General features: G+C 66.4%; 23 protein-coding genes and 1 pseudogene. 2 read left to right on the top strand and 22 right to left on the bottom strand.

The genetic code is table 11. The features are described from left to right. The 5 genes and pseudogenes from G579_RS0107620 to G579_RS0107600 all read right to left on the bottom strand — a co-directional run. Window positions 1-294: pseudogene (locus G579_RS0107620) on the bottom strand (ISL3 family transposase); the annotation flags it as partial. A 101-nt stretch (window positions 295-395) separates the two neighbouring features. Next, the gene (locus tag G579_RS0107615; RefSeq protein WP_155989769.1) at window positions 396-1,172 is read right to left on the bottom strand and encodes an ABC transporter permease; all 777 of its coding nucleotides are present in this window, start codon (window positions 1,170-1,172) and stop codon (window positions 396-398) included. A gap of 251 nt (window positions 1,173-1,423) precedes the next feature. After that, window positions 1,424-2,359 (bottom strand): ATP-binding cassette domain-containing protein, encoded by a 936-nt coding sequence (locus tag G579_RS0107610; protein ID WP_038018808.1) that lies wholly within the window; start codon window positions 2,357-2,359, stop codon window positions 1,424-1,426. Then, window positions 2,350-3,063, bottom strand: coding sequence for an alpha/beta hydrolase (locus tag G579_RS16505; RefSeq protein WP_051181120.1), 714 nt, complete (start codon window positions 3,061-3,063; stop codon window positions 2,350-2,352). Before G579_RS16505 ends, G579_RS0107610 begins: the two co-directional genes overlap by 10 nt. Before the next feature lie 7 nt (window positions 3,064-3,070). After that, window positions 3,071-3,385, bottom strand: a complete 315-nt coding sequence (locus G579_RS0107600; RefSeq protein WP_028989708.1) for a (2Fe-2S) ferredoxin domain-containing protein — start codon at window positions 3,383-3,385, stop codon at window positions 3,071-3,073. A gap of 210 nt (window positions 3,386-3,595) precedes the next feature. Here G579_RS0107600 and G579_RS16500 point away from each other — a divergent pair, with 210 nt between their 5' ends. Together G579_RS16500 and coq7 are read left to right on the top strand one after the other, a co-directional pair. Next, complete coding sequence (locus tag G579_RS16500; protein ID WP_028989707.1) at window positions 3,596-3,994, top strand: c-type cytochrome; 399 nt, start codon at window positions 3,596-3,598, stop codon at window positions 3,992-3,994. Window positions 3,995-4,096: 102 nt separating this feature from the next. Further along, window positions 4,097-4,741 carry a 2-polyprenyl-3-methyl-6-methoxy-1,4-benzoquinone monooxygenase gene (gene coq7 / locus G579_RS0107590; protein ID WP_028989706.1) on the top strand — a complete coding sequence of 215 codons (645 nt, stop codon included), beginning with the start codon at window positions 4,097-4,099 and terminating at the stop codon, window positions 4,739-4,741. A 677-nt stretch (window positions 4,742-5,418) separates the two neighbouring features. Here coq7 and G579_RS0107580 read toward each other — a convergent pair. The 17 genes from G579_RS0107580 to glpX form a co-directional block, all read right to left on the bottom strand. Further along, window positions 5,419-5,829 (bottom strand): VOC family protein, encoded by a 411-nt coding sequence (locus G579_RS0107580; protein WP_028989705.1) that lies wholly within the window; start codon window positions 5,827-5,829, stop codon window positions 5,419-5,421. 99 nt (window positions 5,830-5,928) lie between these two features. Next, entirely contained in the window at window positions 5,929-6,534 is a 606-nt protein-coding gene (locus G579_RS0107575; protein ID WP_028989704.1) for an OmpW/AlkL family protein, read from the bottom strand. A 110-nt stretch (window positions 6,535-6,644) separates the two neighbouring features. Further along, window positions 6,645-7,094: an RrF2 family transcriptional regulator gene (locus tag G579_RS16495; protein WP_038018805.1), complete on the bottom strand. Its 450-nt coding sequence runs from the start codon at window positions 7,092-7,094 to the stop codon at window positions 6,645-6,647. 12 nt (window positions 7,095-7,106) lie between these two features. Continuing rightward, window positions 7,107-8,792: a DUF885 domain-containing protein gene (locus G579_RS0107565; protein WP_028989703.1), complete on the bottom strand. Its 1,686-nt coding sequence runs from the start codon at window positions 8,790-8,792 to the stop codon at window positions 7,107-7,109. Beyond that, window positions 8,789-9,214 (bottom strand): OsmC family protein, encoded by a 426-nt coding sequence (locus G579_RS0107560; RefSeq protein WP_028989702.1) that lies wholly within the window; start codon window positions 9,212-9,214, stop codon window positions 8,789-8,791. Before G579_RS0107560 ends, G579_RS0107565 begins: the two co-directional genes overlap by 4 nt. 72 nt (window positions 9,215-9,286) lie before the next feature. Next, entirely contained in the window at window positions 9,287-10,105 is an 819-nt protein-coding gene (trpC, locus tag G579_RS0107555) for an indole-3-glycerol phosphate synthase TrpC (protein ID WP_038018802.1), read from the bottom strand. Further along, entirely contained in the window at window positions 10,102-11,121 is a 1,020-nt protein-coding gene (gene trpD, locus G579_RS0107550) for an anthranilate phosphoribosyltransferase (protein WP_028989700.1), read from the bottom strand. The genes trpC and trpD overlap by 4 nt, the downstream gene beginning before the upstream one ends. Before the next feature lie 81 nt (window positions 11,122-11,202). Then, window positions 11,203-11,769, bottom strand: a complete 567-nt coding sequence (locus G579_RS0107545) for an anthranilate synthase component II (RefSeq protein ID WP_028989699.1) — start codon at window positions 11,767-11,769, stop codon at window positions 11,203-11,205. 72 nt (window positions 11,770-11,841) lie between these two features. Further along, a complete protein-coding gene (gene trpE / locus G579_RS0107540; RefSeq protein ID WP_230973817.1) occupies window positions 11,842-13,347 on the bottom strand; it encodes an anthranilate synthase component I in 1,506 nt (501 codons plus the stop codon). Between the two features lie 4 nt (window positions 13,348-13,351). Next, on the bottom strand, window positions 13,352-14,044 hold the full coding sequence (locus G579_RS0107535; RefSeq protein ID WP_051181118.1) for a phosphoglycolate phosphatase: 693 nt from the start codon (window positions 14,042-14,044) through the stop codon (window positions 13,352-13,354). Between the two features lie 3 nt (window positions 14,045-14,047). Continuing rightward, the gene (gene rpe, locus G579_RS0107530) at window positions 14,048-14,710 is read right to left on the bottom strand and encodes a ribulose-phosphate 3-epimerase (RefSeq protein WP_028989696.1); all 663 of its coding nucleotides are present in this window, start codon (window positions 14,708-14,710) and stop codon (window positions 14,048-14,050) included. A 129-nt stretch (window positions 14,711-14,839) separates the two neighbouring features. Beyond that, window positions 14,840-15,937 (bottom strand): class II fructose-bisphosphate aldolase, encoded by a 1,098-nt coding sequence (fba, locus tag G579_RS0107525; RefSeq protein WP_028989695.1) that lies wholly within the window; start codon window positions 15,935-15,937, stop codon window positions 14,840-14,842. A gap of 76 nt (window positions 15,938-16,013) precedes the next feature. Continuing rightward, on the bottom strand, window positions 16,014-17,477 hold the full coding sequence (gene pyk, locus G579_RS0107520) for a pyruvate kinase (protein WP_028989694.1): 1,464 nt from the start codon (window positions 17,475-17,477) through the stop codon (window positions 16,014-16,016). Continuing rightward, entirely contained in the window at window positions 17,474-18,679 is a 1,206-nt protein-coding gene (locus G579_RS0107515; protein WP_028989693.1) for a phosphoglycerate kinase, read from the bottom strand. Before G579_RS0107515 ends, pyk begins: the two co-directional genes overlap by 4 nt. A 56-nt stretch (window positions 18,680-18,735) precedes the next feature. Beyond that, window positions 18,736-19,752, bottom strand: a complete 1,017-nt coding sequence (gap, locus tag G579_RS0107510; protein WP_028989692.1) for a type I glyceraldehyde-3-phosphate dehydrogenase — start codon at window positions 19,750-19,752, stop codon at window positions 18,736-18,738. A 107-nt stretch (window positions 19,753-19,859) separates the two neighbouring features. Further along, window positions 19,860-21,857: a transketolase gene (tkt, locus tag G579_RS0107505; RefSeq protein WP_028989691.1), complete on the bottom strand. Its 1,998-nt coding sequence runs from the start codon at window positions 21,855-21,857 to the stop codon at window positions 19,860-19,862. Between the two features lie 309 nt (window positions 21,858-22,166). Beyond that, a complete protein-coding gene (gene glpX / locus G579_RS0107500; protein ID WP_028989690.1) occupies window positions 22,167-23,111 on the bottom strand; it encodes a class II fructose-bisphosphatase in 945 nt (314 codons plus the stop codon). Window positions 23,112-23,190 lie beyond the last annotated feature (79 nt).

Below are 23,190 nucleotides of genomic sequence, written 5' to 3'. Positions count from 1 at the left end.
GAGCTTGCCGGCCCACGGCGGATCGACCTGGCGGACGCTGCCATCGGGCAGCTTTACCCGGGGGACACGCACTTCCAGGAAGCACTCGTGCTGGAAGAAGTTCAGGTGCCGGTAACGCTTGGCGACGGTGTCGTGAACCGGATGCTGGCCCTCCACGCCAGCCAGCGCGAAGCGGCTGCCGGCGATGAAGTCCACCCGGATGGTGAGCGTCTTGGCCGCCAAATCGAAGTCCGCGCCCGTCACCTGCCACGGCGGAGAGACCCCCAAGGCAGCCTCAAACAGCTTGTCAGTCATACCCGATCCCGTACCTGCTCAGGTCCAGCTTACCCACTCGAAATTGAAAAGAGGCCAAAAAAGTCAAGTATCCCTGTCACGCAATCGTCACGAAGCACGGATCAGACCAGCAGGCGCCGGCGCACGAGCACGGTCGCCAGGTAGTAGCCCAGCAGCGCGTAGCCCAGCAGCACGAGGACGTGAAGCCATCCATGGCTCACGACGCCGCCGGAGATGACCGGGCGCAGCAGGGCCACGGCATGGGTCAGCGGCAGCAATTGGGCAGCTCCTTGCAGGAGGGCGGGCAGGGTGTCGATGGGATAGAACACGCCGGAGAAGAGAAACATGGGCGTCAGCACCAGGGTGAAGTAGTACATGAAAAAGTCGTAGCTGGGGGCGACGGCGGTGATCGCCAGCGCCGGCCCGGCGAAGGCCAGGCCGGTCAGGAAGATGAGCGGAATGGCCCACAGCGCCTGCGGGCCCTGCACGGCGCCGAAGAAGGCGGCGACGAGCAGGATGGCCAGGCCGCTGATGAGGCTCTTGCTGGCGCACCACAACATCTCGCCGGCCAGGATGTCGTCCACCTGCAAGGGGGTGGCCAGCATGGCCGCGTAAGTCTGCTGATGGCTCATGCGCGTGAAGGCCGAGTACAGACCCTCGAAGGTGGCCGTGTTCATGGCGCTGCTGGCGACGATGCCGGAGGCCAGAAAAACCAGGTACGGCATGCCCGCCATATGGCCGATGTAGAGCCCCAGGCCGTAGCCCAGGCCGAGCAGGTAGAGCAGTGGGTCGCCGAAATTGCCCATCAGGCTCGGCAGCATCAGGCGCCGCCAGACCAGCACGTTGCGTTGCCAGACCGCAAGGCTGCGCAGCTTGGGACGGGGCAGGCTCCAATCCATGGGAACTCCGGTCATCGTTGCTGAATGTCAATCAGGATGATGATTCAAGCGCGCGGGGGAGCAAAGGGCGTAGAGCCCCAGGAGCAGCCTCAGCCGCGCACCGTGCGGTTGAATCGGGGAGGCCGCGCGACACCCCGCAGCCTCCATCTTGCCGTAGGAGCGGGCTTGCCCGCGATTTTTCGCGGCCGGCGCCATTATCGCGGGCAAGCCCGCTCCTGCAAGCGCCTGCACCCGCGTGCCGCGCCTGGTCCTCAGTCCCGCAAATCGCGCCCGGTCAGCTTGAGAAACACGTCTTCCAGGTTGGCCGGACGGTTGAGGGTGATGATGTCGGGCAGGCGATGCATGGCTTCCAGCAGCGGCTCGGCATCGCGCACGTAAAAAAAGACCGTGTCGCCGGCCACCTCCCGCGACTCGTAGAGATGGGCCGGCAACTGATCCAGGGGCGGCATGTGGCCGCCGTACTTGCTGCGCATCTCCACCACCTCGGCCGGCACATGGGCAGCGATGAGCGCCTGGGGCGAGCCTTCGGCCAGGATGCGGCCGTGATCCATGATCACCAGGCGGTCGCACAGGCGCTCCGCCTCTTCCATGTAGTGGGTGGTGAGGACGAGCGTCTTGCCGGCCTGGCGCAGGGCGCGCAGGCGCTGCCAGATGACGTGCCGCGCCTGGGGATCGAGCCCGGTGGTGGGCTCGTCCAGCAGCACCAGCTCCGGCTCGTTGACCAGGGCCCGGGCGATGGTGAGGCGACGCTTCATGCCGCCCGAGAGGGTGGCGATCCGGGTGTCGGCGCGATCCGCCAGCTCCACGAAGTCCAGCAGCTTGCCGATGCGCTCCGCCAGCACCGCGGCCTCCAGGCCGAAGTACTTGCCGTAGATCCGCAGGTTCTCCGCCACGGTGAAGTCGGGATCCAGATTGTCCATCTGCGGCACCACGCCCAGGCGCGCGCGCACCCTTTCGGCGGCCGCCGGCATGGGCAGGCCGAAGATCTCCAGGCTGCCGCCGTCCATGGGCGACAGGCCCAGCATCATGCGCATGGTGGTGGTCTTGCCGGCACCGTTGGGGCCGAGAATGCCGAAGCATTCGCCGGGACGGATGTCGAGATCGATGCGGTCGACCACGGTCGTCCCGCCGAAACGCTTGTACAGGCCGCGCGCCTGCAACACCGGCGACGGCGAGATCACTGACATGATTGGGCGGGGTAGGCGGCCGGAATGGCGCCCAGCACGGCCGCCAGCTCGCTGCGCAGGACGTTGAGCTGCCCATGGAAGAAATGATCCGCCGCGCTCAGGCAGACCAGTTGCGGTGAGCGCGCCTGGCTGCGCACCCAACGCTCCACCTCGGTACAGGGCACGATCTCGTCCTGGCGCCCCTGGATGACCAACCAGGGACAGCCGGGCGGCTCGATGCCGCCGAAATTGAAGAGATTCACGGGCGGCGCCACGGTGATGAGGCGCTGTACCTGGGAGCGGCGATTGGCGGCACGGTAGGCCACGAAGGCGCCGAAGGAAAAACCGGCCAGCCAGATGCCGAAGCCCGGCCGGCGCGTGTTCACCCAGTCGATCACCGCGAGCAGGTCGTCGGTCTCGCCCATGCCGTGGTCGTAGACGCCTTCGCTGTTGCCCACGCCGCGAAAGTTGAAGCGCAGGGAGGGCACGCCCAGCTCGTTGCAGGTGCGGCTCAGGTAGTGGACCACCTTGTTTTGAAAGCTGCCCCCATAGAGCGGGTGCGGATGGCAAATGATGGCCACCACGCCCCGGGTTTCGCCTTCCGGCGGGCAGGCGGTCACCCCTTCCAACCGGCCTGCCGGGCCCGGAATGGTCACCGTTTCGTTGATGCAGGTGAGGTCGCTTTCCTGGCCGTCGTAGCGGTGCACCCTGTCGATGGGCAGCATAACTCTCCTAGATCTTCAGCCGTTCCACGGGCACCCCGTGCTGCAGATGGGACTCGACGATTTCCATCACGTCGTCGGCATCCACGTAGGTGTACCAAACGCCCTCGGGGTAGACAACCGCCGCAGGGCCTTCGCTGCAGCGCCCCAGGCAGCCGGCGCGGTTGACGCGCACGCCGCCGGGGCCGTGAATGCCGAGGGCCTTGGCCTGGTTCTTGGCCAATTTGGCCATTTCCACCGCCAGACCGCTGTTGTTGCAGGCCTGTTCGCCTTCACGCTGATTGATGCAAAAAAACATGTGCCGCTGATAGTAGGGCTTGTCCATGCGGGCCTCCTGCCGGCCAGCCGCCGGCCTTGCGGCTGGCTATGATAGCCAATTCGGGTGACGGAAGCGACTCAGCGGGGCCCAACGCCGCCGTCGGCCAAAGGACTGATAACACCCTCCATGGGGAGCGCCTACTTTATTCATTGAAGGCGCAGACAGTGCAAAAGCGACGGATTTCGACTGTATCGGCCTTTTCCCAGGAGTCCGACAGTGAATACATTAGAGTTTGTCGTTTTCGGGCTGCTTTCCGCCGTTGCCGGCGGCAACCGGCCAGCCACACCCGCGGATACGGCCCAGATCTTCGCCGCCGACGCGGCGCGCGGCCGGCAGATCGCCTTCCAGGGAACGCCCAACGGCGTACAGGCGTGCGCCAGTTGCCACAACGCCAGCGGCCCCGCCCGTGGGCAAGGTGAATTCCGGCACTTGGGCGGCCTGAACCAGACCTACCTCTACCGGCAGCTCCACAACTTCAGAAACGGCGTCCGCGTGCACGCCACCATGCAGCCCATCGCCAAGGCCATGAGCGAACAGAACATCCGGGACGTTGCCGCCTATTACGCCACGCTCAGGCCGGCCAGCGGCGCCCGCCCGCCCCTCCCGCCACGCTGAAGCGCACCTGCCGACGACTGGCCGCCGGGCATCGCCGATATTTGTCTTGCCCGCAGGAAATGGGCACACTTGTGCTCCCGAACCTGCTTTTTGGGAGTCCCCATGGCCCATCCCGAACTCTCATTCCTCGATGCCCTGATCGTGCAGGTGGACCACGGCCTGCGCACGCTGTCCCGCATCTACGAGGCGGAAGGACGCCCGTCGCCGGCCGCCGATGCGCAAGACACGCTGGTGGAACCGGTGGAACGGGTGCGCGCCGGGCGCATGATGCGCGTCAACCATGCCGGCGAAGTGATGGCCCAGGCCTTGTATTACGGCCAAGCCTCCGCCACCCGCGACCCCGAGCTGCGCGAGCACCTGGAGAAGGCGGCCCGTGAGGAAGCGGATCATCTGGTCTGGTGCCAAGCGCGCCTGGACGAACTGCACGCGACGCCGAGCCGCCTGAATCCGCTCTGGTACACGGCGGGCTGGACCATGGGCGCGCTGGCGGCGCTGCGGGGCCAGGGGCCGAACATGGGGCTGGTGGTCGAAGTGGAAAAGCAGGTGGAGGCCCATCTGGATGAGCACCTGCAGGATTTGCCGGCTGACGACATGAAATCCCGGGCCATCCTGGAGCAGATGCAGGCCGACGAGATCGCCCATGGCGAGCAGGCTCAAATCCGGGGCGCCACTCCCCTGCCCTTGCCCGTTCGCCTGGCCATGGGCGCCTTGTCCAAGCTGATGACGCGCGGGAGTTTGTGGGTATAGCGCCAGGTAGGAAGCTTAAGCCACAGGCCGGATCGGGCGAGACGCATAGCCGACCTGGCATGCCGTTGCAGAGGCTTGGCCACGGGCTGGCCCGCAACAACTTGCCAGGCAGCAGACGGATCGCGAGCAAGCTCGCTCCTACGAACACGCAGCCGCTGCCGGCGGGATCTGGTTGCGGGATATGCCGACGCGGTACGTTGAGCGGGTGCTTGAGATGGAGAGCGGGCTTGCGGCTGAAGTGCTCCTGCAGCCTTGGGCCAGCCCGCTCCTACGCTGCGTGCCGACGGCTGCAGGAGCGCGTCGCGTGGCGCACGGGCCCGGCCACGGGCTCGCCATGCGGCCGCCCCTTTCCATTTCCTGCCTGACTCTGTCCCAAATCGCTGAAACAGTCCCGTAAAAAATCACTTGAAAAAGTATTTTTTTATCCTATTATATTTTTAAGGCGGGTCGGTAAAGCCTGCCGGGAATCTCCTTGGGACTTCAATTAAGACAAAAGGATACAGATATGAGCGTAGAGACCGTCACCACCGCCGTCCATCAGCGCGCCGTCCCTTACGTCATCGTCGGCCTGGTCATCATGAGCTGGCTGAGCTTCGCCTCGGTGCTGTTCAGCTGATCCAGGCTGCACGAGAAAGGGCCGCTGCCTGCCGGGGCAGCGGCCCTTTTCAGTTTATGCCTCAGTTCCCGACTGCCAGCGGCGGATGGTGGATGATCTGCACCGCCACTCCGGCCGGATCCTCGCAGTAGAAGCTGCGGGCGCCGTCGCGGTGGGTACGCGGCTCGGTTTTCATCCGCACCCCATGCGCCTGCAGGAAGGCGAACCAGGCATCCACATCCTCCGGACGCCGCACGATGAAGCCGATGTGGTCCAGGCGCTGGGCCGCGGGACTGCCATAGCCCTGGCCGGGGTTGGGGTGCCGATGCAGGGCCAGGTTGTCGGTGCCGCCGGTCAGATAGACGTTGTCCGCGTCGGGGCGCCATTCCACCCGCATGCCCAAAAGATCCACGTAAAAGTGCTCGGCCGCCGCCAGATCGGGCACGAACAGGGCGATGTGATGCATGCCCAGGGTGGGCGCGGGTCGGTCCATGCGAGTCTCCATTCGGGCCGTGGCTCGGATCTACATTATGCAAAATCCAGGGCAACAAAAAAGGGGCGCGCATGCGCCCCTGGCCAGGATGCCAGCCGTTCAAAAACGGTAACCCGCACCCACGCCAATGACCCAGGGATTGATTTTCAGGTCGAACACCTTGGTGCCGGCCGATTTCACCTCGGTTTCGATGTTGATGTATTTGACGTCGAAATTTAAGGAAGCGCGATCCGTCAGCATGTAATCGGCTCCGGCCTGCGCCGCCCAGCCAAAGCTGTCGGTGAGGTCCAGGTCGTCCAGGCCGCCCGTGCCGCTGGTGTGATAGAAGTGGGTGTAGTTGAGGCCCGCGCCCACGTAGGGCCGGATCAAACCATCCGGCAGAAAATGATATTGCAGGGTGAGGGTCGGCGGCAGGACCTTGGTGCTGCCCAGGCTCGTGTCGCCCAGATGAACCTCGTGGGAGGAGGCGCCCAGGATCAGCTCGGCGGCAATGTTGCGGGTGAAGAAGCGGGTAATGTCGATTTCCGCCACGGCATCGTTATGCACGGCCAAACCGGCTGGCGAGGAAGACTCGTCCGGGGCCACGACGATGGCACGGCCGCGCACCAGCCAAGTGGGATCTGCGGCAGCCACGGCAACGCCCGCCCAGCCTGCTGCCAGACAGGAGAAAGCAGCAGCGGATACAGCGAGAACTCTTTTGTTCATGACCTCTCCTTCTCTTTGCGGTTGTTAATAGAATAACAAGACCTTTTAATCTTGTTATCTGAAAGATAAGGCCAAAGCCTCCCGCTTGTCCAGCGCTTCGAAAAGTGCCGTTACTGGGCCGCTACCAGCGGCAATTGCAAGCGATAGCGCCCTGCCTTGACGGCTTCGGCCATGCTGCCGATGGTGTGCTCGCCGAGCATCTGCATGACCTCGGCCTTGAGAGGCTTCCAGTGGTAGTGGACCGGACAGGCGGTGCTGTCGCTGCACTTTTTCAGACCCAGCACGCAGCCCTCGCCGAAGTGGCTGCCCTCGACGATCTCCAGCACCTGGAGAATGGACATGCCGAGGGCTTCGGGGCGCATGACGAAGCCGCCGCCGCGGCCTTTGAAGGAAGTCAGCACGTCGTGCTTGGCGAGATCCTGGAGGATTTTCGCCAGGTATTGGGCGGGAACGCCGAGATAGCTGGAGATGTCGCGGCTGAGCACCGGCTGCCCGGGCGGCTGCGTCGCCAGGTAGATCAGGGCCTGCAGTGCATACTCACTGGTTCTGGATAGGAGCATGGAAAATACCTCTTATAATGTGAAAACGGCGTGTTGCACGGCTCGCGCGTGCTCCTCCCCGAAAGCACGCGCCATTGCCCAGGGCAGCCCGACGGAGCCGACCGCCAGCAGCCGGTCATGGAAATCCCGCAACGCCCCAGCGTCGCCGGAATCCGCCAGCACCCGGTCGCGCAACGCATTGATGAGCGCCCAGCCGGTCGCATAGCCCATGGGCACGCCGGGCGCTTCGCTGTACCAGGCGAGTTCGCCCAGCGCCTGCTCCCGCGGGAAACCGAGATGGCGCACCAGCAGCGTCGCGGCGTCGTCCACCGTCATTTCGCCGGTCTGGATGCCGACATCGATGAGAATGCGCAGACTGCGCCAGAGGCGATCCTTGAGCAGCACGAAGCGGTTTTCCGGCCGCGCCAGCAAACCCTGCTCCACCAAGAGCTGCTCGCAGTACAGGGCCCAGCCCTCGTAGAGGGTGGCGGACGGGTTCAGCAGACGGACGAAGCTGCTGCTGGCCGTGCCCATGTTGGCCCGCACGAACTGCAGGTGATGACCGGGATAGGCCTCGTGGGCGCAGGTATGCAGCAGGCCGGTCCAGTTGTGCTCGGCCAAAAGCGCGGGGTCGGCGACAGGCGTGACGTAATAATAACCCTGCTGCCGCGGATCGTTGGGCGCGGGTTCCATATAGGCCGCGAAGGGGATCTGGTGACGCAGGAAGGCCGGCGTCTCCACCACGCTGAGGGCTTCCGGGGCCGGCAGGCTGACCAGCCCGCGTGCCGCCACGAACTGCCGCACCCGCTCCATGCCCTGCCGATAGGCGGCGAGCAATGCGTCGGCGGCGGGATGATCGGCCTGGAGACTGGCGGTCAAGGCAGCGATGTCGTCGTCGCCGCGCAGCTCGCGGGTCACGGCCTTGAGCGCCGCCTCGGTGTCAGCGAACAGGCGCTCGCCCAGCGCCCGCAGGCCGCGGTGGTCCGTGTCGAGACCATGGCGCCAGCGCAACAGCAGATCGTAGCGCTGCGCGCCGACCGCGAAGTCGCCCTGGGCGCGGGGCGCCAGCTCGTCTTCCAGAGAGCGGCCGAAGTCCAGCAAGGCGTCCTGGGCGGCGGGCAGCAGATCGCGGAGCATGGCGGTGTCGTCCGCCAGCTTCGGGTGCCCGGGCAGATCGGCCAGGAAATCCTGCGCGCCCAGCGCGGCCTGATGCGCGCTTTCCAGCCAGAGGGGCGGAATCCGGGCGGGGTCGCGCCGCAGGAAATCCTGGGCTGCCTGCAGATGCCCCGGCAACGCCGCCAGGCGGCCGCGCAGGGCGGCCGGGAAGCCGGGCACCGGGCGCACGGTGAGCTGATAAATGGCATCGATGGGCAGAAAGGCGCCCGGATCGCGCACACGCCAATCCCAACGGGCAAAGGCATCCAGGGCGAGCAGCTGCTGGCCTGCGAGGATCCGCCAATCGAGGGCGCGGTCCGGGTCCAGCGACGCCGGCTCGATTTCCGCGAGGGCCGCCAGGGTTTCCTGCGCCAATGCGTGACGCAGCGCCTCGTCCTCGTCGCCGAAGGGGTCGAGCCGGTGATCGTGGCCGGCTACGCCAAGGGCGGTGGCGCTCTCCGGATGCAGCCGGAAGTACACGGGCCAGTATGTCGCAAGGAGGCTGTCGAACGCTTGCTGCGCGTCCGCCGCACCATGCGCCGCCTCCTTGTACACCTGCGTCATTCCGCCGTCCGGACTTCGAAGTCGTGGGTGATCTCGGCCGTCTTGCCCAGCATCACGCTGGCGGAACAGTACTTCTCCGCGGACAACTGAATGGCCCGCTCGACCCGCTTGGGGTCCAGGCCGTTGCCGTAGACGATGAAATGCAGATGAATTTTCGTGAAGACCTTGGGATCGCTTTCCGCCCGCTCCGCCTGGATTTCCACCACGCAATCCCGAATGGGCTGGCGCGAACGCTGCAAGATGAGCACCACGTCGAAGGAACTGCAGCCGCCGAGGCCCATCAGCACCATCTCCATGGGACGCGGCCCCAAGTTGCGGCCGCCGGCTCCGGGGGCGCCGTCCATGACCACGGCATGGCCGCTGCCGGACTCCGCCACGAAGGCCATGCCGTCCTGCCCCAACCATTTCACGCGCGCTTTCATAATAGCTCCAGATGCTTAAGTACTTTTTTAGCTTAGCTTATGCCCACAACCCTGCCAAGCGCTGGTATCCGCTCAGCCCGAATGGCCTTGCTCCGCCGGGGAAAACAGGGCTTCCAGGGCCACGCCCGGATCCGGCGCCCGCATGAAGGCCTCGCCCACGAGAAAGGCCTGGATGCCGGCCGCCCGCAGGCGCGCCACGTCCGTCGGGCTGTGAACGCCGCTCTCGGTGACCAGCAGACGCTCCGTCCCCACCAGCGGCAACAGTTCCAGGGTGGTCTCCAGGCGGGTCTCGAAGGTGCGCAGATCGCGGTTGTTCACGCCGATCAGCGGCGTGCGCAGGCGCTGGGCGCGCGCCAGCTCGGTGCGATCGTGGACCTCCACCAGGACCGCCAGGCCGAGCTCCAGGGCCAGCGCTTCCAAGGCCTGCAGGCGTTGGTCGTCAAGGGCGGCCACGATCAGGAGAATGGCGTCGGCACCGATGGCACGCGCCTCCCAGACCTGGTAGGGATCGATGATGAAGTCCTTGCGCAGCAGCGGCAGCGGACAGGCTTGGCGTGCCGCGGTCAGGTAGGCGTCGGCACCCTGGAAAAAATCCACGTCGGTGAGCACCGAGAGGCAGGCGGCACCGTGGCGGGCATAGCTGCGCGCGATCTCCACCGGATTGAAATCCGGGCGGATCACGCCCTTGGAGGGCGAGGCTTTCTTGATCTCGGCGATGACGGCGGGGTGCCGCAGCTCGGCACGGCTGCGCAGGGCGCCGACGAAATCTCGGGGCGCCTCCACCTGGGCCACGGCCTGGCGCAGTTCCGCCAAGGGCAGGCGGCGCTGGCGCTCGGCGACTTCCTCGGCCTTGCGCGACAGGATGCGCTGCAGAATGTCGCTGGCGCTCATGCCGGCACCGCGTTGGTCCAGTGGGTGAGCGTGTTCAGCCGGACGAGCGCCGCGCCACTGTCCACGGTGGCCTCCGCCTGGGCGACGCCGGCTTGCAGGCTGTCGCTGAGGCCCGCCACGTAGAGCGCGGCGCCGGCATTCAGCAGCACCACGTCGCGATGCGGGCCGGGTTCGCCGCGCAGCACGGCCAACAGCACCGCCAGAGACTCGCGAGCATCGGCGACGCGCAGTGCCTCGATGGGTGCGCGCTTGAGGCCGAAATCTTCGGGCTCGATGCGGTCGCGCAGGATCTGCCCGTCGCGCAGCTCGGCGATTTCCGTGGGGCCGGAGATGCTGATTTCGTCCAGGCCGTCGGCGCCGTGCACCGCGAGCACGTGCCGGCTGCCCAGTTCGCGCAACACCTCGGCCAGCGGCGTCAGCCAGCGTTCGGCGTAAACACCCACCACCTGGTTGGGGGCGCCGGCGGGATTGGTCAGCGGGCCGAGCAGATTGAAGATGGTGCGCACGCCGATCTCGCGGCGCGGACCGATGGCGTGGCGCATGGCGCCGTGGTGGGCCGGCGCGTAGAGGAAGCCGATGCCGACCTCCTCGATGCAGCGCTTGACCTGCTCCGGCGTCAGGGCCAGCCGCACGCCAGCCGCCTCCAGGACGTCGGCGCTGCCGCTCTTGGAGGACACGGAGCGGTTGCCGTGCTTGGCCACCGCCGCACCGCCCGCGGCGGCCACGAAGGCGGCGGCGGTGGAGATATTGAAGGTATGGGCGCTGTCGCCCCCCGTGCCGCAGGTGTCCACCAGATGGGGCAGATGGACGTGCACCGGTGTCGCCACGGCGCGCATGGCCTGGGCGGCACCGACGATTTCCTCGACCGTTTCCCCTTTCAGGCGCAGGCCGATCAGCAGGGCCGCGATCTGCGCCGGCGTGGCCTCGCCGGCCATGATGAGCTGGAACACCTCGCTGGCCTCGCGGCGCGACAGGCTTTCGTGTTCGACGACTTTTTTAATGGCCTGCTGAATCATGGAACCTCCGGGAGAGGTGAAAGGCAGGTCGCGAGCTGCGCAGCACGCAACTTCGGGCCTCACATTTCACGGCACGCCGCTTCACCCTTGCTGGAGAAAGTTGTTCAAAAGTGCCTTGCCATGCCGGGTCATGATGGACTCGGGATGGAACTGCACGCCCTCGATGGACAGCGACCTGTGGCGCAGGCCCATGATCTCGCCCTCCTCGGTCCAGGCGGTGATCTCCAGGCAGTCCGGCAGCGTCTCGCGCTCGACCACCAGCGAGTGGTAGCGCGTCGCCTCGAAGGGATCGGGCAGGTGGCGAAACACCCCTTCGCCGGTATGAAAAATGTCCGAGACCTTGCCATGCATGACCTGCTGGGCATGCACCACCCGGCCGCCGAAGGCTTGGCCGATGGCCTGGTGCCCGAGGCAGACACCCAGCAGCGGCAGGCGCCCACCGAAGTGGCGGATCACGTCCAGGGAGATGCCCGCCTCGTTGGGCGTGCAGGGCCCGGGCGAGATGACGATCCGCTCCGGCGCCATCTCCTCGATGGCCTCCAGCGTGATCTTGTCGTTGCGGTAGACAGCCACCTCCGCGCCCAGCTCGCCGAAGTACTGGACCAGGTTGTAGGTGAAGCTGTCGTAGTTGTCGATCATCAGCAGCATGGGATTACCCGAAGAATGGCGCCTGGACACATTCTAACACGTGTGCCGGCTTTCCACGCACATATTTCGCGCTCAGGCCTGCTCCGAGCGATCCAAGCCGGCGGCGGCAAGCTGGGCGGCACGCAGGGCGGCGCGGCCCTTGTTCATGGTCTCTTCCCACTCCTTGGCGGGCACGGAATCCGCCACGATGCCGGCCCCGGCCTGCACGTGGATGCGTCCGTCCTTGAGGACCGCCGTGCGGATGGCGATGGCGGTGTCCATGTTACCGTTCCAGCCGATGTAGCCCACGGCGCCGGCGTAGACGCCGCGCTTGACGGGCTCCAATTCGTCGATGATCTCCATGGCGCGCACCTTGGGCGCCCCGCTGACGGTGCCCGCCGGGAAGGTGGCGGCCAGCACGTCGAAGGCATCCAGCCCCTTGCGCACGCGGCCGGTGACGTTGGATACGATGTGCATCACGTGCGAGTAGCGCTCGATCACCATCTGGTCGGTCACCCGCACCGAACCGGTCTCCGCCACCCGGCCGACGTCGTTGCGGCCGAGGTCCAGCAGCATCAGGTGCTCGGCGATTTCCTTGGGGTCGGCCAGCAGCTCGCGTTCCAGGGCCTGATCCTCCGCGGGCGTGCGGCCGCGCGGGCGCGTGCCGGCGATGGGCCGCACGGTGACCTCGCCGTCCTCCAGGCGCGCCAACACCTCCGGCGAGGCGCCTACCACCTGGAAGCGCTCCAGGTCCAGGAAGAACATGTAGGGGGACGGATTGAGGCTGCGCAGGGCACGGTAGAGATCCAGCGGCGCGGCCGCGTAGGGCGCGCTGAGGCGCTGGGACAGCACCACCTGCATGATGTCGCCGTCCAGGATGTAGCGCTGGGCGCGCGCCACGGCGGCCTCGAATTCCGCCTGCGGGAAACTGGAGACGAAATCCGCCTCCAGCAGCTGCCGGGCCGGCCGGCTGGGCGGCAGACGCAACGGCTGCAGCAACTGCCGGTGCAGATGGTCGAGGCGCGCCTGGCCGGCGGCAAAGGCCTGCTCGGCACCGCTCTCGCCGGGGTCCACATGGGTCACCAGCAGGATGCGTCCGGCCAGGTTGTCGAAGATCAGGAGCTCATCGGCCAGCAGCAGGATGCTGTCGGGCACCTCCAAGGCATCGGCGGGCGGCGCCGGCAACTCCTCGACGAAGCGGACGATGTCATAGCCGAAGTAGCCCACCAGCCCGCCGCTGAAGCGCGGCAGGCCGGCCACGGGCGCGCTCCTGAACTGGCTCCACCAGCGGCGCAGCCGCTCCAGGGGCGCACTGACGCGCTCGTCGATGAGGCAGCGGTCATCGCGAAAGACCTGGAAGCGCTCGCCGCCGATTTCCACGCGCACGGCGGCCGGCAGGCCGATGATGGAGTAGCGGCCCCATTTCTCGCCGCCCTGCACCGATTCCAGCAGGAAGGAATAAGGCCCCGCCGCCGTCTTGAGGTAGGCCGACAGCGGGGTATCCAGGTCCGACAGCAGTTCCCGGCACAGCGGGATGCGGTTGTAGCCCGCCGCCGCCAGGGTGGCGAATTCCTGCTGGGAGGGAAAGGCGCGCAGCAAGTTCTTAGGCCAGCAGAGCGGGAAGTTCGTCGAAGCGCTCGATGACGGCGTCGGGATTCAGCTCGCGCACGTCCTGATCGCCGTTGTAGCCGTAGGTGACGCACGCCACCGGCATGCCGGCGCCGAAGGCGGCTTCGGTATCGTTGCGGGAGTCGCCCACCAGCAGCATCTCCTCCACCGGGATGCCGAGCACCTGGCTGGCGTGCAGCAGCGGCAGCGGGTCCGGCTTGCGCTTGGGCAGGGTGTCGCCCGCCAGGATGATCTCGAAGAAGTGGTGCAGGCCGAGCGCCTTCAGCAGCGGCTGGGTCAGCTCGTCGCGCTTGTTGGTGATGCAGCCGAGCACCCGCCCCTGTCGCTGCAGGGCTTCCACGGTCTCCAGCACCCCCGGATAGGGCCGGCTGCTGTCGTGCAGATGCTCGCTGTAATGCTTCATGTAAATGGTAAAAGCCTCGTTCACCAGCTCGTTGGACGGCTCGCCCATGAGACGCAGGGTGCGGCGCACCAATTCCTTGACGCCATTGCCGATGAAGCCGCGAATAATCGGCAGCTCAACCTGCGGTCGGCCGAGCTCGGCCAACATGCGGTTGGCGGCGGCGGCCAGATCGCCGGCGGTGTCGATGAGGGTACCATCCAGATCGATGACCACGGAGCGGGCGACAAAGGGCGGCTGGAAGCGGGGTTTCATCACGGCTGCCATGGCTTACTCTCCTAGGGCTTGGCGGAAGGCGGCGATGGTGGCCTTGTAGTCGGGAGTGTTGTAGATGGCGCTGCCGGCCACGAAAACGTCGGCGCCCGCATCCGCGACCCGCCGCACGTTGTCCACCTTGATGCCGCCGTCCACTTCCAGGTCGATGGGCTTGCCCAGGGCGTCGATGCGCTTGCGGATGGCCTCGATCTTGGGCAGGGTGTACTCGATGAAGCTCTGCCCGCCGAAGCCGGGGTTCACGCTCATCACCAGCACCAGATCCACCTTCTCCAGGATGTAGTCCAAGGCGTTGAGGGGCGTGGCCGGATTGAGGGACACGCCGGCTTTGCAGCCCAGGCTCTTGATGAGCTGCACGGTGCGATCGAGATGCCTGGTCGCTTCCGGGTGCACGGTGATGATGTCCGCGCCGGCCTTGGCAAATTCGGGGATGATGGCGTCCACCGGCTCGATCATCAGGTGCACGTCCAAAGGCTTTTTGGTATGCGGCCGGATGGCTGCCGCCACCAGGGGCCCAATGGTCAAATTGGGTACGAAGTGGTTGTCCATCACGTCCACGTGGATGTAGTCGGCACCCGCCTCGTCCACGGCACGCACCTCCTCGCCCAGGCGGGCGAAGTCGGCGGAAAGAATGGAAGGGGCAATCTTGAACTTGGACATGTCAACCTCGCTGGCAAGTGTCTTGTGGCGGGACAGGCACGCCTGCCCCGGGGCAAAACACTTCGTGGTGCAAAAGCGAGGCCCAACGCGGGGTTGGGCCTCGGCCGTTCAACTGCGGCAGGATCGGGTTCAGCTGGCGACGGCGCGCTTGCCGGCATCCACGCCGGTCACGCGCGGATCCAGCTCGCCCTTCTTGTAGCGGGCGGCCATGTCGTCCATGGCAATGACCTTGATCTTGCTGGCGTTGCCGGCAGTGCCGAACTGCTCGTAGCGGGCCTTGCAGATGGCCTTGGCCGCCTTGGTGGCCTCCGTCAGGAACTTGCGGGGATCGAAGTTGCTCTTGTTCTGCGCCAGGTGCTTGCGGATGGCGCCGGTCATGGCCATGCGCAGGTCGGTGTCGATGTTGACCTTGCGCACGCCGAACTTGATGCCCTGCTGAATCTCTTCGACGGGCACGCCGTAGGTCTGCGGCATCTCGCCGCCGAACTCGTTGATGACGTCCAGCCATTCCTGCGGCACGGAGGAGGAGCCGTGCATCACCAGGTGGGTATCGGGGATGCGGGCGTGGATCTCCTTGACCCGCTCGATGGCCAGGATGTCGCCCGTGGGCTTGCGGGAGAACTTGTAGGCGCCGTGGCTGGTGCCGATCGCGATGGCCAGGGCGTCCACCTTGGTGGCGGCCACGAAGCGGGCGGCCTCCTCGGGGTCGGTCAGCAGCTGGTCGTGGCTCAGCACGCCCTCGGCGCCATGGCCGTCTTCCTTTTCGCCCATGCCGCTTTCCAGGGAACCGAGGCAGCCCAGCTCGCCTTCCACGGACACGCCGACGGCGTGGGCCATCTCCACGACCTTGCTGGTCACGGCCACGTTGTAGTCATAGGTGGAGGGGGTCTTGGCGTCCTCCATCAGGGAGCCGTCCATCATCACGCTGGTGAAACCGGAGCGGATGGCCTGGATGCACACGGCCGGGCTGGCGCCGTGGTCCTGGTGCATGGCAACGGGAATGTCGGGATACATTTCCACGGCAGCCATGACGAGGTGACGCAGGAAGGGCTCACCGGCATACTTGCGGGCGCCCGCGGAACCCTGCAGGATCACGGGAGCGTCCACTTCCTTGGCCGCCTCCATGATGGCATGGATCTGCTCCATGTTGTTGACGTTGAACGCGGGAATGCCGTAGCCGTGCTCCGCCGCGTGGTCCAGCAGTTGTCGCATCGAAATGAGCGCCATATACGCCTCCTGAAATAATGATACTACGAGCGAATTTGGGTGATTATAGACATAAACGGGGGCCGGGCAAAGCCGCTTAAGGCTGAGCCCCGCCCTCAATTTCCGCGCGCCGGGCCAGGTCCCCCACGCGGACGATCTTCATGGTGTTGGTGCCCCCCGGCGCGGCCATGGGCTCGCCGATGGTGATGATGATGATGTCGCCATCGCGCACCGTGCCGCGGCGCCGCAGTTCGTCCTCGGCGGCGCGCATCACCTGGGCCGGGTCGTCATGGCGGTTCAAGCGGAAGTTGACCGGGTACACGCCGCGGTACAGGGTGACCTTGCGGCGGGTATGCACCTGCGGGCTCAGCGCGTAAATGGGCACGTGGGTGTTGGCGCGCGACATCCACAGGGTGGTCGCGCCGCTTTCGGTGAAGGCGGCGATGGCCGTGGCCCCCAGCCGGCTGGCGGCAATGATGCTGGCACCGGCGATGGTCTCGTCGATGCGTTCCCAGCGGTTGCCGAGGATGGCCTCGTCCAGATCCCAGGTGGCTTGCCGCTCCGTCTCCCGGCACACCCGGTCCATGGCCGCCACCGCTTCCACCGGATACTTGCCGGAAGCGGTCTCGGCCGAGAGCATGACCGCATCGGTGCCGTCCAGCACCGCGTTGGCCACGTCCGAGACCTCGGCGCGGGTGGGGATGGGATTGGTGATCATGGATTCCATCATCTGGGTGGCCGTGATCACCACCTTGTTGCGCTCCCGCGCCAAACGGATGATGCGCTTCTGCACCGGCGGCACCGCGGCGTCGCCGATTTCCACGCCCAGATCGCCGCGCGCCACCATCACGGCGTCGGTGGCATCGATGATCTCCTCGATCGCCTCGATGGCCTCGGCGCGCTCGATCTTGGCCACGATCGCGCCGTGCCCGCCGGCGGCGCGCAGCAGGCGCCGCGCCTCATGGACGTCCTCGGCGGAACGGGGAAAGGAGATGGCCACGTAGTCGGCTTCCAGCTTGGCGGCCGTCTGGATGTCCTCGCGGTCCTTGGCGGTCAGGGCCGGGGCGGTCAGGCCGCCGCCGGCGCGGTTGATGCCCTTGTTGTTGGACAGCTCGCCGCCCTGCACCACGCGGGTGTGGACCTGCTTGCCGACCACCTTGTCCACCCACAGCACGATCATGCCGTCGTTGAGGAGCAGGGTCGCGCCCCGCTCCACGTCGCCGGGGAGGTTGGGATAGGTGACGCCCACGCGGGATTCGTCACCCAGCTCGCACTCCACGTCCAGAATGAAGGGCTCGCCCTCCTTGAGCTGGATCTTGCCGTCTTTGAACTTGCCGATGCGGATTTTGGGCCCCTGCATATCCGCCAGGACCCCCACGGCGCGGCCGTGGGCGCGCGCCCTGCTGCGCACCAGCTCGGCCCGCTTGATGTGGTCCTCGGCGGTGCCGTGGGAGAAGTTCAGCCGGACCACGTCCACGCCAGCCTCGATCAGCCGGTCGATGGTCTTTTCGTCCGAGCTGGCCGGGCCCAGCGTTGCTACGATCTTGGTGCGACGTCTCAAGCCTTATGCTCCTTGGCGCGCTCTTCGAGGACGGCCACCGCCGGCAGCACCTTGCCTTCCAGGAACTCCAGGAAGGCACCGCCGCCGGTGCTGATATAGGAGACCTTATCCTCGATGCCGAACTTGTTGATGGCTGCGATGGTGTCGCCGCCGCCGGCAATGGAGAAGGCCGGGCTTTCGGCAATGGCCTTGGCCATGGCCTCGGTACCCTTGGCGAAATTGTCGAACTCGAACACGCCCACCGGGCCGTTCCAGACGATGGTACCGGCCTTCTTCAAGATGTCGGCAAGCATGTCGGCGGTCTTGGGACCGATGTCCAGGATCATCTCGTCGTCCTGCACGTCGGCGACGTCACAAGTGCGCGCCTGGGCCGTGGCGGAGAACTCTTTGGCCACCACCACATCGACGGGTACCGGCACGTTGCCGCCCTTGGCCTTGGCGGCATCGGCAATGGCTTGCGCCTCGCCCACCAGATCCGCCTCCACCAGGGACTTGCCCACCTTGTGGCCGGCCGCCAGGATGAAGGTGTTGGCGATGCCGCCGCCGACGATGAGCTGGTCGACCTTCTCGGCCAGGCTCTTCAGGATGGTCAGCTTGGTAGATACCTTGGAGCCGGCGACGATGGCCACCATGGGCCGAGCCGGGCTTTCCAGGGCCTTGCCCAGGGCTTCCAGCTCTTTCACGAGCAAAGGACCGGCCGCCGCGATGGGGGCGAAACGGGCCACGCCATGGGTGCTGGCCTGGGCGCGATGGGCGGTGCCGAAGGCGTCCATCACGTAGACGTCGCACAGGGCAGCCATCTGCCGGGACAGGCCTTCGTCGTCCTTGCCCTCGCCCTTGTTGAAACGTACATTTTCCAGCACCACCACGTCGCCGTTCTGCAGCTGCTCGAGCTCGCCCTTGCCGCTGGCAAGCCAGTCCTTGACCAGCTTCACGGGCTTGCCCAGCAGTTTGCCCAAGTGCTCGGCAATGGGCTTGAGGCTGGCTTTCTCGTCGTACTCCCCTTCCTTGGGACGACCCAGGTGGGACATGAGCATGACCTTGGCACCCGCCGCCATGGCATGCTTGATGGTGGGCAGACTGGCGCGAATGCGGGTGTCGTCGGTGACGTTGCCATTGTCGTCCTGCGGCACGTTCAGATCCTCGCGGATCAGCACGCGCTTGCCGGCCAGGTCGAGATCGGTCATCCGGATGACTTTCATGGTTCTCTCCTCAAATCCTGGTAAAAAGAGGGCGGCGCAAGCGCCGCCCGTGCGTCTCAGCGGGGCAGACCCATCATGGCCAGGGCGGTGTCGGCCATGCGGTTGGAGAAGCCCCACTCGTTGTCGTACCAGGACAGCACCTTGACCATGTTGCCCTGCATGACCTTGGTCAGGGTCGCCTCGAAGATGGAGGAGCGGGAGTCGTGGTTGAAGTCCACGGACACCAGCGGCTTGTCGTTGTAGCCCAGCACGCCCAGCATGGCGCCTTCGGCGGCGGCCTTCACTGCGGCGTTGATCTCTTCCTTGGTGGTGTTGCGCTCGGCTTCGAAGACGAGGTCGACTACGGACACGTTGGGGGTGGGCACGCGCATGGCGAAGCCGTCCAGACGGCCGGACAGCTCGGGCAGCACCAGGCCCACGGCCTTGGCGGCGCCGGTGGAGGTCGGGATCATGCTCTGGGTCGCGGAGCGGGCGCGGCGCAGATCCTTGTGATAGACGTCCAGCAGCACCTGGTCGTTGGTGTAGCTGTGCACGGTGGTCATCAAGCCGTGCTTGATGCCGACGGTCTCGTGCAGCACCTTGGCGAAGGGCGCCAGGCAGTTGGTGGTGCAGGAAGCGTTGGAGACGATGACGTGCTTGGCGGGATCCAGCTTGTCATGGTTCACACCGTAAACGACCGTGATGTCCTCACCGTCGGCGGGGGCGGAGATCAGCACCTTCTTGGCGCCGCCTTCCAGGTGTTTGGCCGCCATGTCGCGCTTGGTGAAGAAGCCGGTGCACTCCATCACCACGTCCACACCCAGGTCGCCCCAGGGCAGCTTGGCGGGATCGCGCTCGGCCAGCACCTTGATCTTATCGCCGTTGACCAGCATGGTGTCGCCGTCGACGATCACGCTGCCGGGGAAGCGGCCGTGCACGGAGTCGTACTGGGTCAGGTGGGCGTTGGTCTCCGGGCTGCCCAGGTCGTTGATGGCGACGATCTGGATCTTGTCGGTGCGGTTGTTCTCATAGATCGCACGCAGGACGTTGCGGCCGATGCGGCCATAACCGTTGATCGCTACACGAAGTGCCATTTTGCAGTCTCCTCAAAGGCTGGTGAAAGAATCCTTGGGCGAGGCGCGATTCGTGAAGCGCGCCGGAATTTCCCGGCCGCGCTTCACTAGCCGCGCGTCACGAAAAATCAGAGCGCCTGATAGCGGGCCACCACGTTGTCCACGGTGAAGCCGAACTTGTCGAAGAGCACCGGAGCGGGCGCGGACTCGCCGAAGCGGTCGAGGCCAACGACGGCGCCGTTCAGGCCCACGTACTTGTACCAGAGGCCGGTGGAGCCGGCCTCGACGGCCAGGCGCTTGGTGAGCTTGGCGGGCAGCACGCTTTCCTTGTAGGCGGCGTCCTGCTTCTCGAAGACCTCCAGCGAAGGCATGGACACCACGCGCACGTGCTTGCCCTGCTCGGCCAGCTTGGCTTGGGCGCCCATGGCCAGGGCCACCTCGGAGCCGGTGGCGATGATCACGCCCTCGGGCTGGCCGTTGGCCGCCTCGGACAGGATGTAGCCGCCCTTGGCGATGCCGGCCACGGTCTCGTCCGTGTGGTTCTGGGCGGGCAGGTTCTGACGGCTCAGGATGAGGCAGCTCGGGCCCTTGCGGTTTTCCACCGATTGCGTCCAGGCCACGGCGGTCTCCACCGCGTCGCAGGGACGCCAGAGCGTCATGTTGGGAATCAGGCGCAGGCTGTTGACCTGCTCGATCGGCTGGTGGGTGGGGCCGTCCTCGCCCAGGCCGATGGAGTCGTGGGTCAGCACGTAGATCACCCGCTGATGCATCAGGGCCGACATGCGGATCGCGTTGCGGGCATAGTCGGAGAAGATCAGGAAGGTACCGCCGAAGGGCAGGAAGCCGCCGTGCAGGGACAGGCCGTTCATGACCGTGGCCATGCCGAACTCGCGCACGCCGTAGTGGATGTAGTTGCCGCTGATCAGCGGCGGCACCAGCTCGGTCGCGCCCTTCCAGATGGTGTTGTTGGACGGCGTGAGGTCGGCGGAACCGCCGACGATCTCGGGCAGGGTCGGGGCGATGGCGTTGATGGCCTTGCCGGAGGCCACGCGGGTGGCGATGTTGGGCTTCTCCTGGCGCAGGCCGTCGATCAGCGCCTTGACCGTGTCGTTCCAGCCAGCCGGCAGCTCGCCGCGCATGCGGCGTTCCAGCTCGGCCGCATCCTCGGGATAGGCCTCCTTGTAGGCCTTGAACTTGTGGTTCCAGGCGCTCTGCGCCGCCTCGCCCTTGCCGCGGGCATCCCAGCCGGCGTAGACCTCTTCGGGCACGGAAAAGGGCTCATGCGGCCAGCCGATGTTCTCGCGGGTCAGGCAGATCTCGTTCTCGCCCAGGGGGGCGCCGTGGCAGTCGTGGGTGCCGGCCAGATTGGGCGAGCCATGGCCGATGATGGTCTTGCAGATGATCAGGCTGGGCTTGTGCTGTTCGGCGCGGGCCGCCTCGGTGGCCGCCTTGATCGCCTCGGGATCGTGGCCGTCCACCGGGCCGACCACCTGCCAGCCGTAGGCCTCGAAGCGCTTGGCGGTGTCGTCGGTGAACCAGGGCTCCAGGTGGCCGTCGATGGAGATGCCGTTGTCGTCGTAGAAGCAGATCAGCTTGCCCAGCTTCCAAGTGCCGGCCAGGGAGCAGGCTTCATGGGAGATGCCCTCCATGAGGCAGCCGTCGCCGAGGAAGACGTAGGTGTGGTGATCGATGACGTCGTGGCCCGGCCGGTTGAAGCGCGCCGCCAGCAGGCGCTCGGCCAACGCCATGCCGACGCCGTTGGCCAGACCCTGGCCCAGTGGGCCGGTGGTCGTCTCGACGCCGGCCGTGTAGCCGTACTCGGGATGGCCGGGCGTCTTGCTGCCCCATTGGCGGAAGTTTTTCAGCTCCTCGATGGGCAGGTCGTAGCCGGAGAGGTGCAGCAAGGAGTAATGCAGCATGGAGCCGTGGCCGTTGGACAGCATGAAGCGGTCACGGTTGATCCAGCCGGGATCCTTGGGATTGTGCACCAGGAAGTCGTTCCAGAGGACTTCGGCGATGTCGGCCATGCCCATGGGCATGCCGGGGTGGCCGGACTTGGCCGCCTGCACGGCGTCCATGCTGAGGGCCCGAATGGCGTTGGCAAGATCGGTACGGGTAACGGTCATGGTGCTAATCTCCTAAAGGCTTATCGCACTCGCCAGCGGCGCGGCTAAAATGAAAGAAAGAAAACTGGTCGGGCCAGAGCCGGCGGGGGGATGCCCTCGACGCAAGTGGGCGCCCGCTGTCCGTCCGCTGGAGGCCTGGGCGCGATCCGGGGCGCCGCCGCGGCGCCGGCAACGCCTCGGGCGATCGCCGCGCGAGGCGCAACGGCTCGCTTTTGTCCAAAATTCCGGCTGTTGCGGCACGCCGCCCCTGCGCATTCCACAGCCACATGGTGCACAAGGTCGGGCGCCGCTGCGCGCCGGCACGAAGCTTCAGGCTTGGCGCGTACGGGTGAAAATGCGCCGCAGGCTGCCGTCGTGGCCGGCGATGACCAGGGTCTCGGTGGTCACGCTGCCGCCGCTCTTCTGCACACCGCTCAGGATGTCGCCGGAGGTCAGGCCGGTCGCCACGAAAAGCACGTCGTCGCCGCTGACCAGATCATTGAGGCCCAGCCACTTGCCGGGCGTGAGACCGGCGGCGCGCACCGCCTCGGCCTCGTCGGGCTTCTGGGGCGCCAGGCTGCCGAACATGTCGGCGCCCAGGGCCTTGGCGGCGCAGGCGGTGATCACGCCCTCGGGCGTGCCGCCGATGCCCATCATGGCATCCACCTTGTCGCCCAGGGTCGCCATGATGCCGCCGCTCACGTCACCGTCGGTCTGCAGGCGCACCATGGCGCCGGCGGCCTGGATTTCGGCGATCAGCTGCTCGTGGCGAGGCTTCTTCAGCAGGAAGACCACCAACTCGGAGACCTCCTTGCCCAGGGCGCGGGCCAAAGCCGCCAGCTTGTCCTTCAGGGGTGCCGCCGGATCGATCTTGCCCTTGGCGGCCGGCGGCACCACCAGCTTGTCCATGTAGAAGGCCGGGCCTGGGCGGAACATGCTGCCCTTGGGGGCGGCGGCCAGGACGCAGATGGAGCCGGGCATGCCGTTGGCGAGGAAGCTGGTGCCTTCGACCGGGTCCACGGCGATATCCACTTCGGGCCCCTGCCCGCTGCCCACGGCTTCGCCGTTGTAGAGCATGGGGGCCTCGTCCTTCTCGCCCTCGCCGATCACCACCACGCCGCGCATGGGAACGGCCTGCATGGCCGCGCGCATGGCGTCCACGGCGGCGCCGTCGCCGGTTTCCTTCTGGCCGCGGCCGATCCAGCCGCTGGCCCCGCGGGCGGCGGCTTCGGTTACGGCAACGAGGGGGAGGGTCAAGTCTTGAATATTCGCCATGTTTCGTCCTCAATGAAGGCACGCGCCCGCCCCTCGCGGGTCGGGCGCGCTTATGTTTTCAACCGCCAAGAATAAAGCA

The organism is Thermithiobacillus tepidarius DSM 3134 (assembly GCF_000423825.1).
Lineage (GTDB): Bacteria > Pseudomonadota > Gammaproteobacteria > Acidithiobacillales > Thermithiobacillaceae > Thermithiobacillus > Thermithiobacillus tepidarius.
Note: the sequence above shows the minus strand (reverse complement) of the source record. Positions and strands in the feature narration are given on the sequence as shown.

What these genes read in the sequence shown, in the direction of transcription:
- G579_RS0107615 (WP_155989769.1), bottom strand. Translation starts at nt 1,172, where the DNA reads ATGGATTGGAGCCTGCCCCGTCCCAAGCTGCGCAGCCTTGCGGTCTGG.
- G579_RS0107610 (WP_038018808.1), bottom strand. Translation starts at nt 2,359, where the DNA reads ATGTCAGTGATCTCGCCGTCGCCGGTGTTGCAGGCGCGCGGCCTGTAC.
- G579_RS16505 (WP_051181120.1), bottom strand. Translation starts at nt 3,063, where the DNA reads ATGCTGCCCATCGACAGGGTGCACCGCTACGACGGCCAGGAAAGCGAC.
- G579_RS0107600 (WP_028989708.1), bottom strand. Translation starts at nt 3,385, where the DNA reads ATGGACAAGCCCTACTATCAGCGGCACATGTTTTTTTGCATCAATCAG.
- coq7 (WP_028989706.1), top strand. Translation starts at nt 4,097, where the DNA reads ATGGCCCATCCCGAACTCTCATTCCTCGATGCCCTGATCGTGCAGGTG.
- G579_RS0107580 (WP_028989705.1), bottom strand. Translation starts at nt 5,829, where the DNA reads ATGGACCGACCCGCGCCCACCCTGGGCATGCATCACATCGCCCTGTTC.
- G579_RS0107575 (WP_028989704.1), bottom strand. Translation starts at nt 6,534, where the DNA reads ATGAACAAAAGAGTTCTCGCTGTATCCGCTGCTGCTTTCTCCTGTCTG.
- G579_RS16495 (WP_038018805.1), bottom strand. Translation starts at nt 7,094, where the DNA reads ATGCTCCTATCCAGAACCAGTGAGTATGCACTGCAGGCCCTGATCTAC.
- G579_RS0107565 (WP_028989703.1), bottom strand. Translation starts at nt 8,792, where the DNA reads ATGACGCAGGTGTACAAGGAGGCGGCGCATGGTGCGGCGGACGCGCAG.
- G579_RS0107560 (WP_028989702.1), bottom strand. Translation starts at nt 9,214, where the DNA reads ATGAAAGCGCGCGTGAAATGGTTGGGGCAGGACGGCATGGCCTTCGTG.
- trpC (WP_038018802.1), bottom strand. Translation starts at nt 10,105, where the DNA reads ATGAGCGCCAGCGACATTCTGCAGCGCATCCTGTCGCGCAAGGCCGAG.
- trpD (WP_028989700.1), bottom strand. Translation starts at nt 11,121, where the DNA reads ATGATTCAGCAGGCCATTAAAAAAGTCGTCGAACACGAAAGCCTGTCG.
- G579_RS0107545 (WP_028989699.1), bottom strand. Translation starts at nt 11,769, where the DNA reads ATGCTGCTGATGATCGACAACTACGACAGCTTCACCTACAACCTGGTC.
- G579_RS0107535 (WP_051181118.1), bottom strand. Translation starts at nt 14,044, where the DNA reads ATGGCAGCCGTGATGAAACCCCGCTTCCAGCCGCCCTTTGTCGCCCGC.
- rpe (WP_028989696.1), bottom strand. Translation starts at nt 14,710, where the DNA reads ATGTCCAAGTTCAAGATTGCCCCTTCCATTCTTTCCGCCGACTTCGCC.
- fba (WP_028989695.1), bottom strand. Translation starts at nt 15,937, where the DNA reads ATGGCGCTCATTTCGATGCGACAACTGCTGGACCACGCGGCGGAGCAC.
- G579_RS0107515 (WP_028989693.1), bottom strand. Translation starts at nt 18,679, where the DNA reads ATGAAAGTCATCCGGATGACCGATCTCGACCTGGCCGGCAAGCGCGTG.
- gap (WP_028989692.1), bottom strand. Translation starts at nt 19,752, where the DNA reads ATGGCACTTCGTGTAGCGATCAACGGTTATGGCCGCATCGGCCGCAAC.
- tkt (WP_028989691.1), bottom strand. Translation starts at nt 21,857, where the DNA reads ATGACCGTTACCCGTACCGATCTTGCCAACGCCATTCGGGCCCTCAGC.
- glpX (WP_028989690.1), bottom strand. Translation starts at nt 23,111, where the DNA reads ATGGCGAATATTCAAGACTTGACCCTCCCCCTCGTTGCCGTAACCGAA.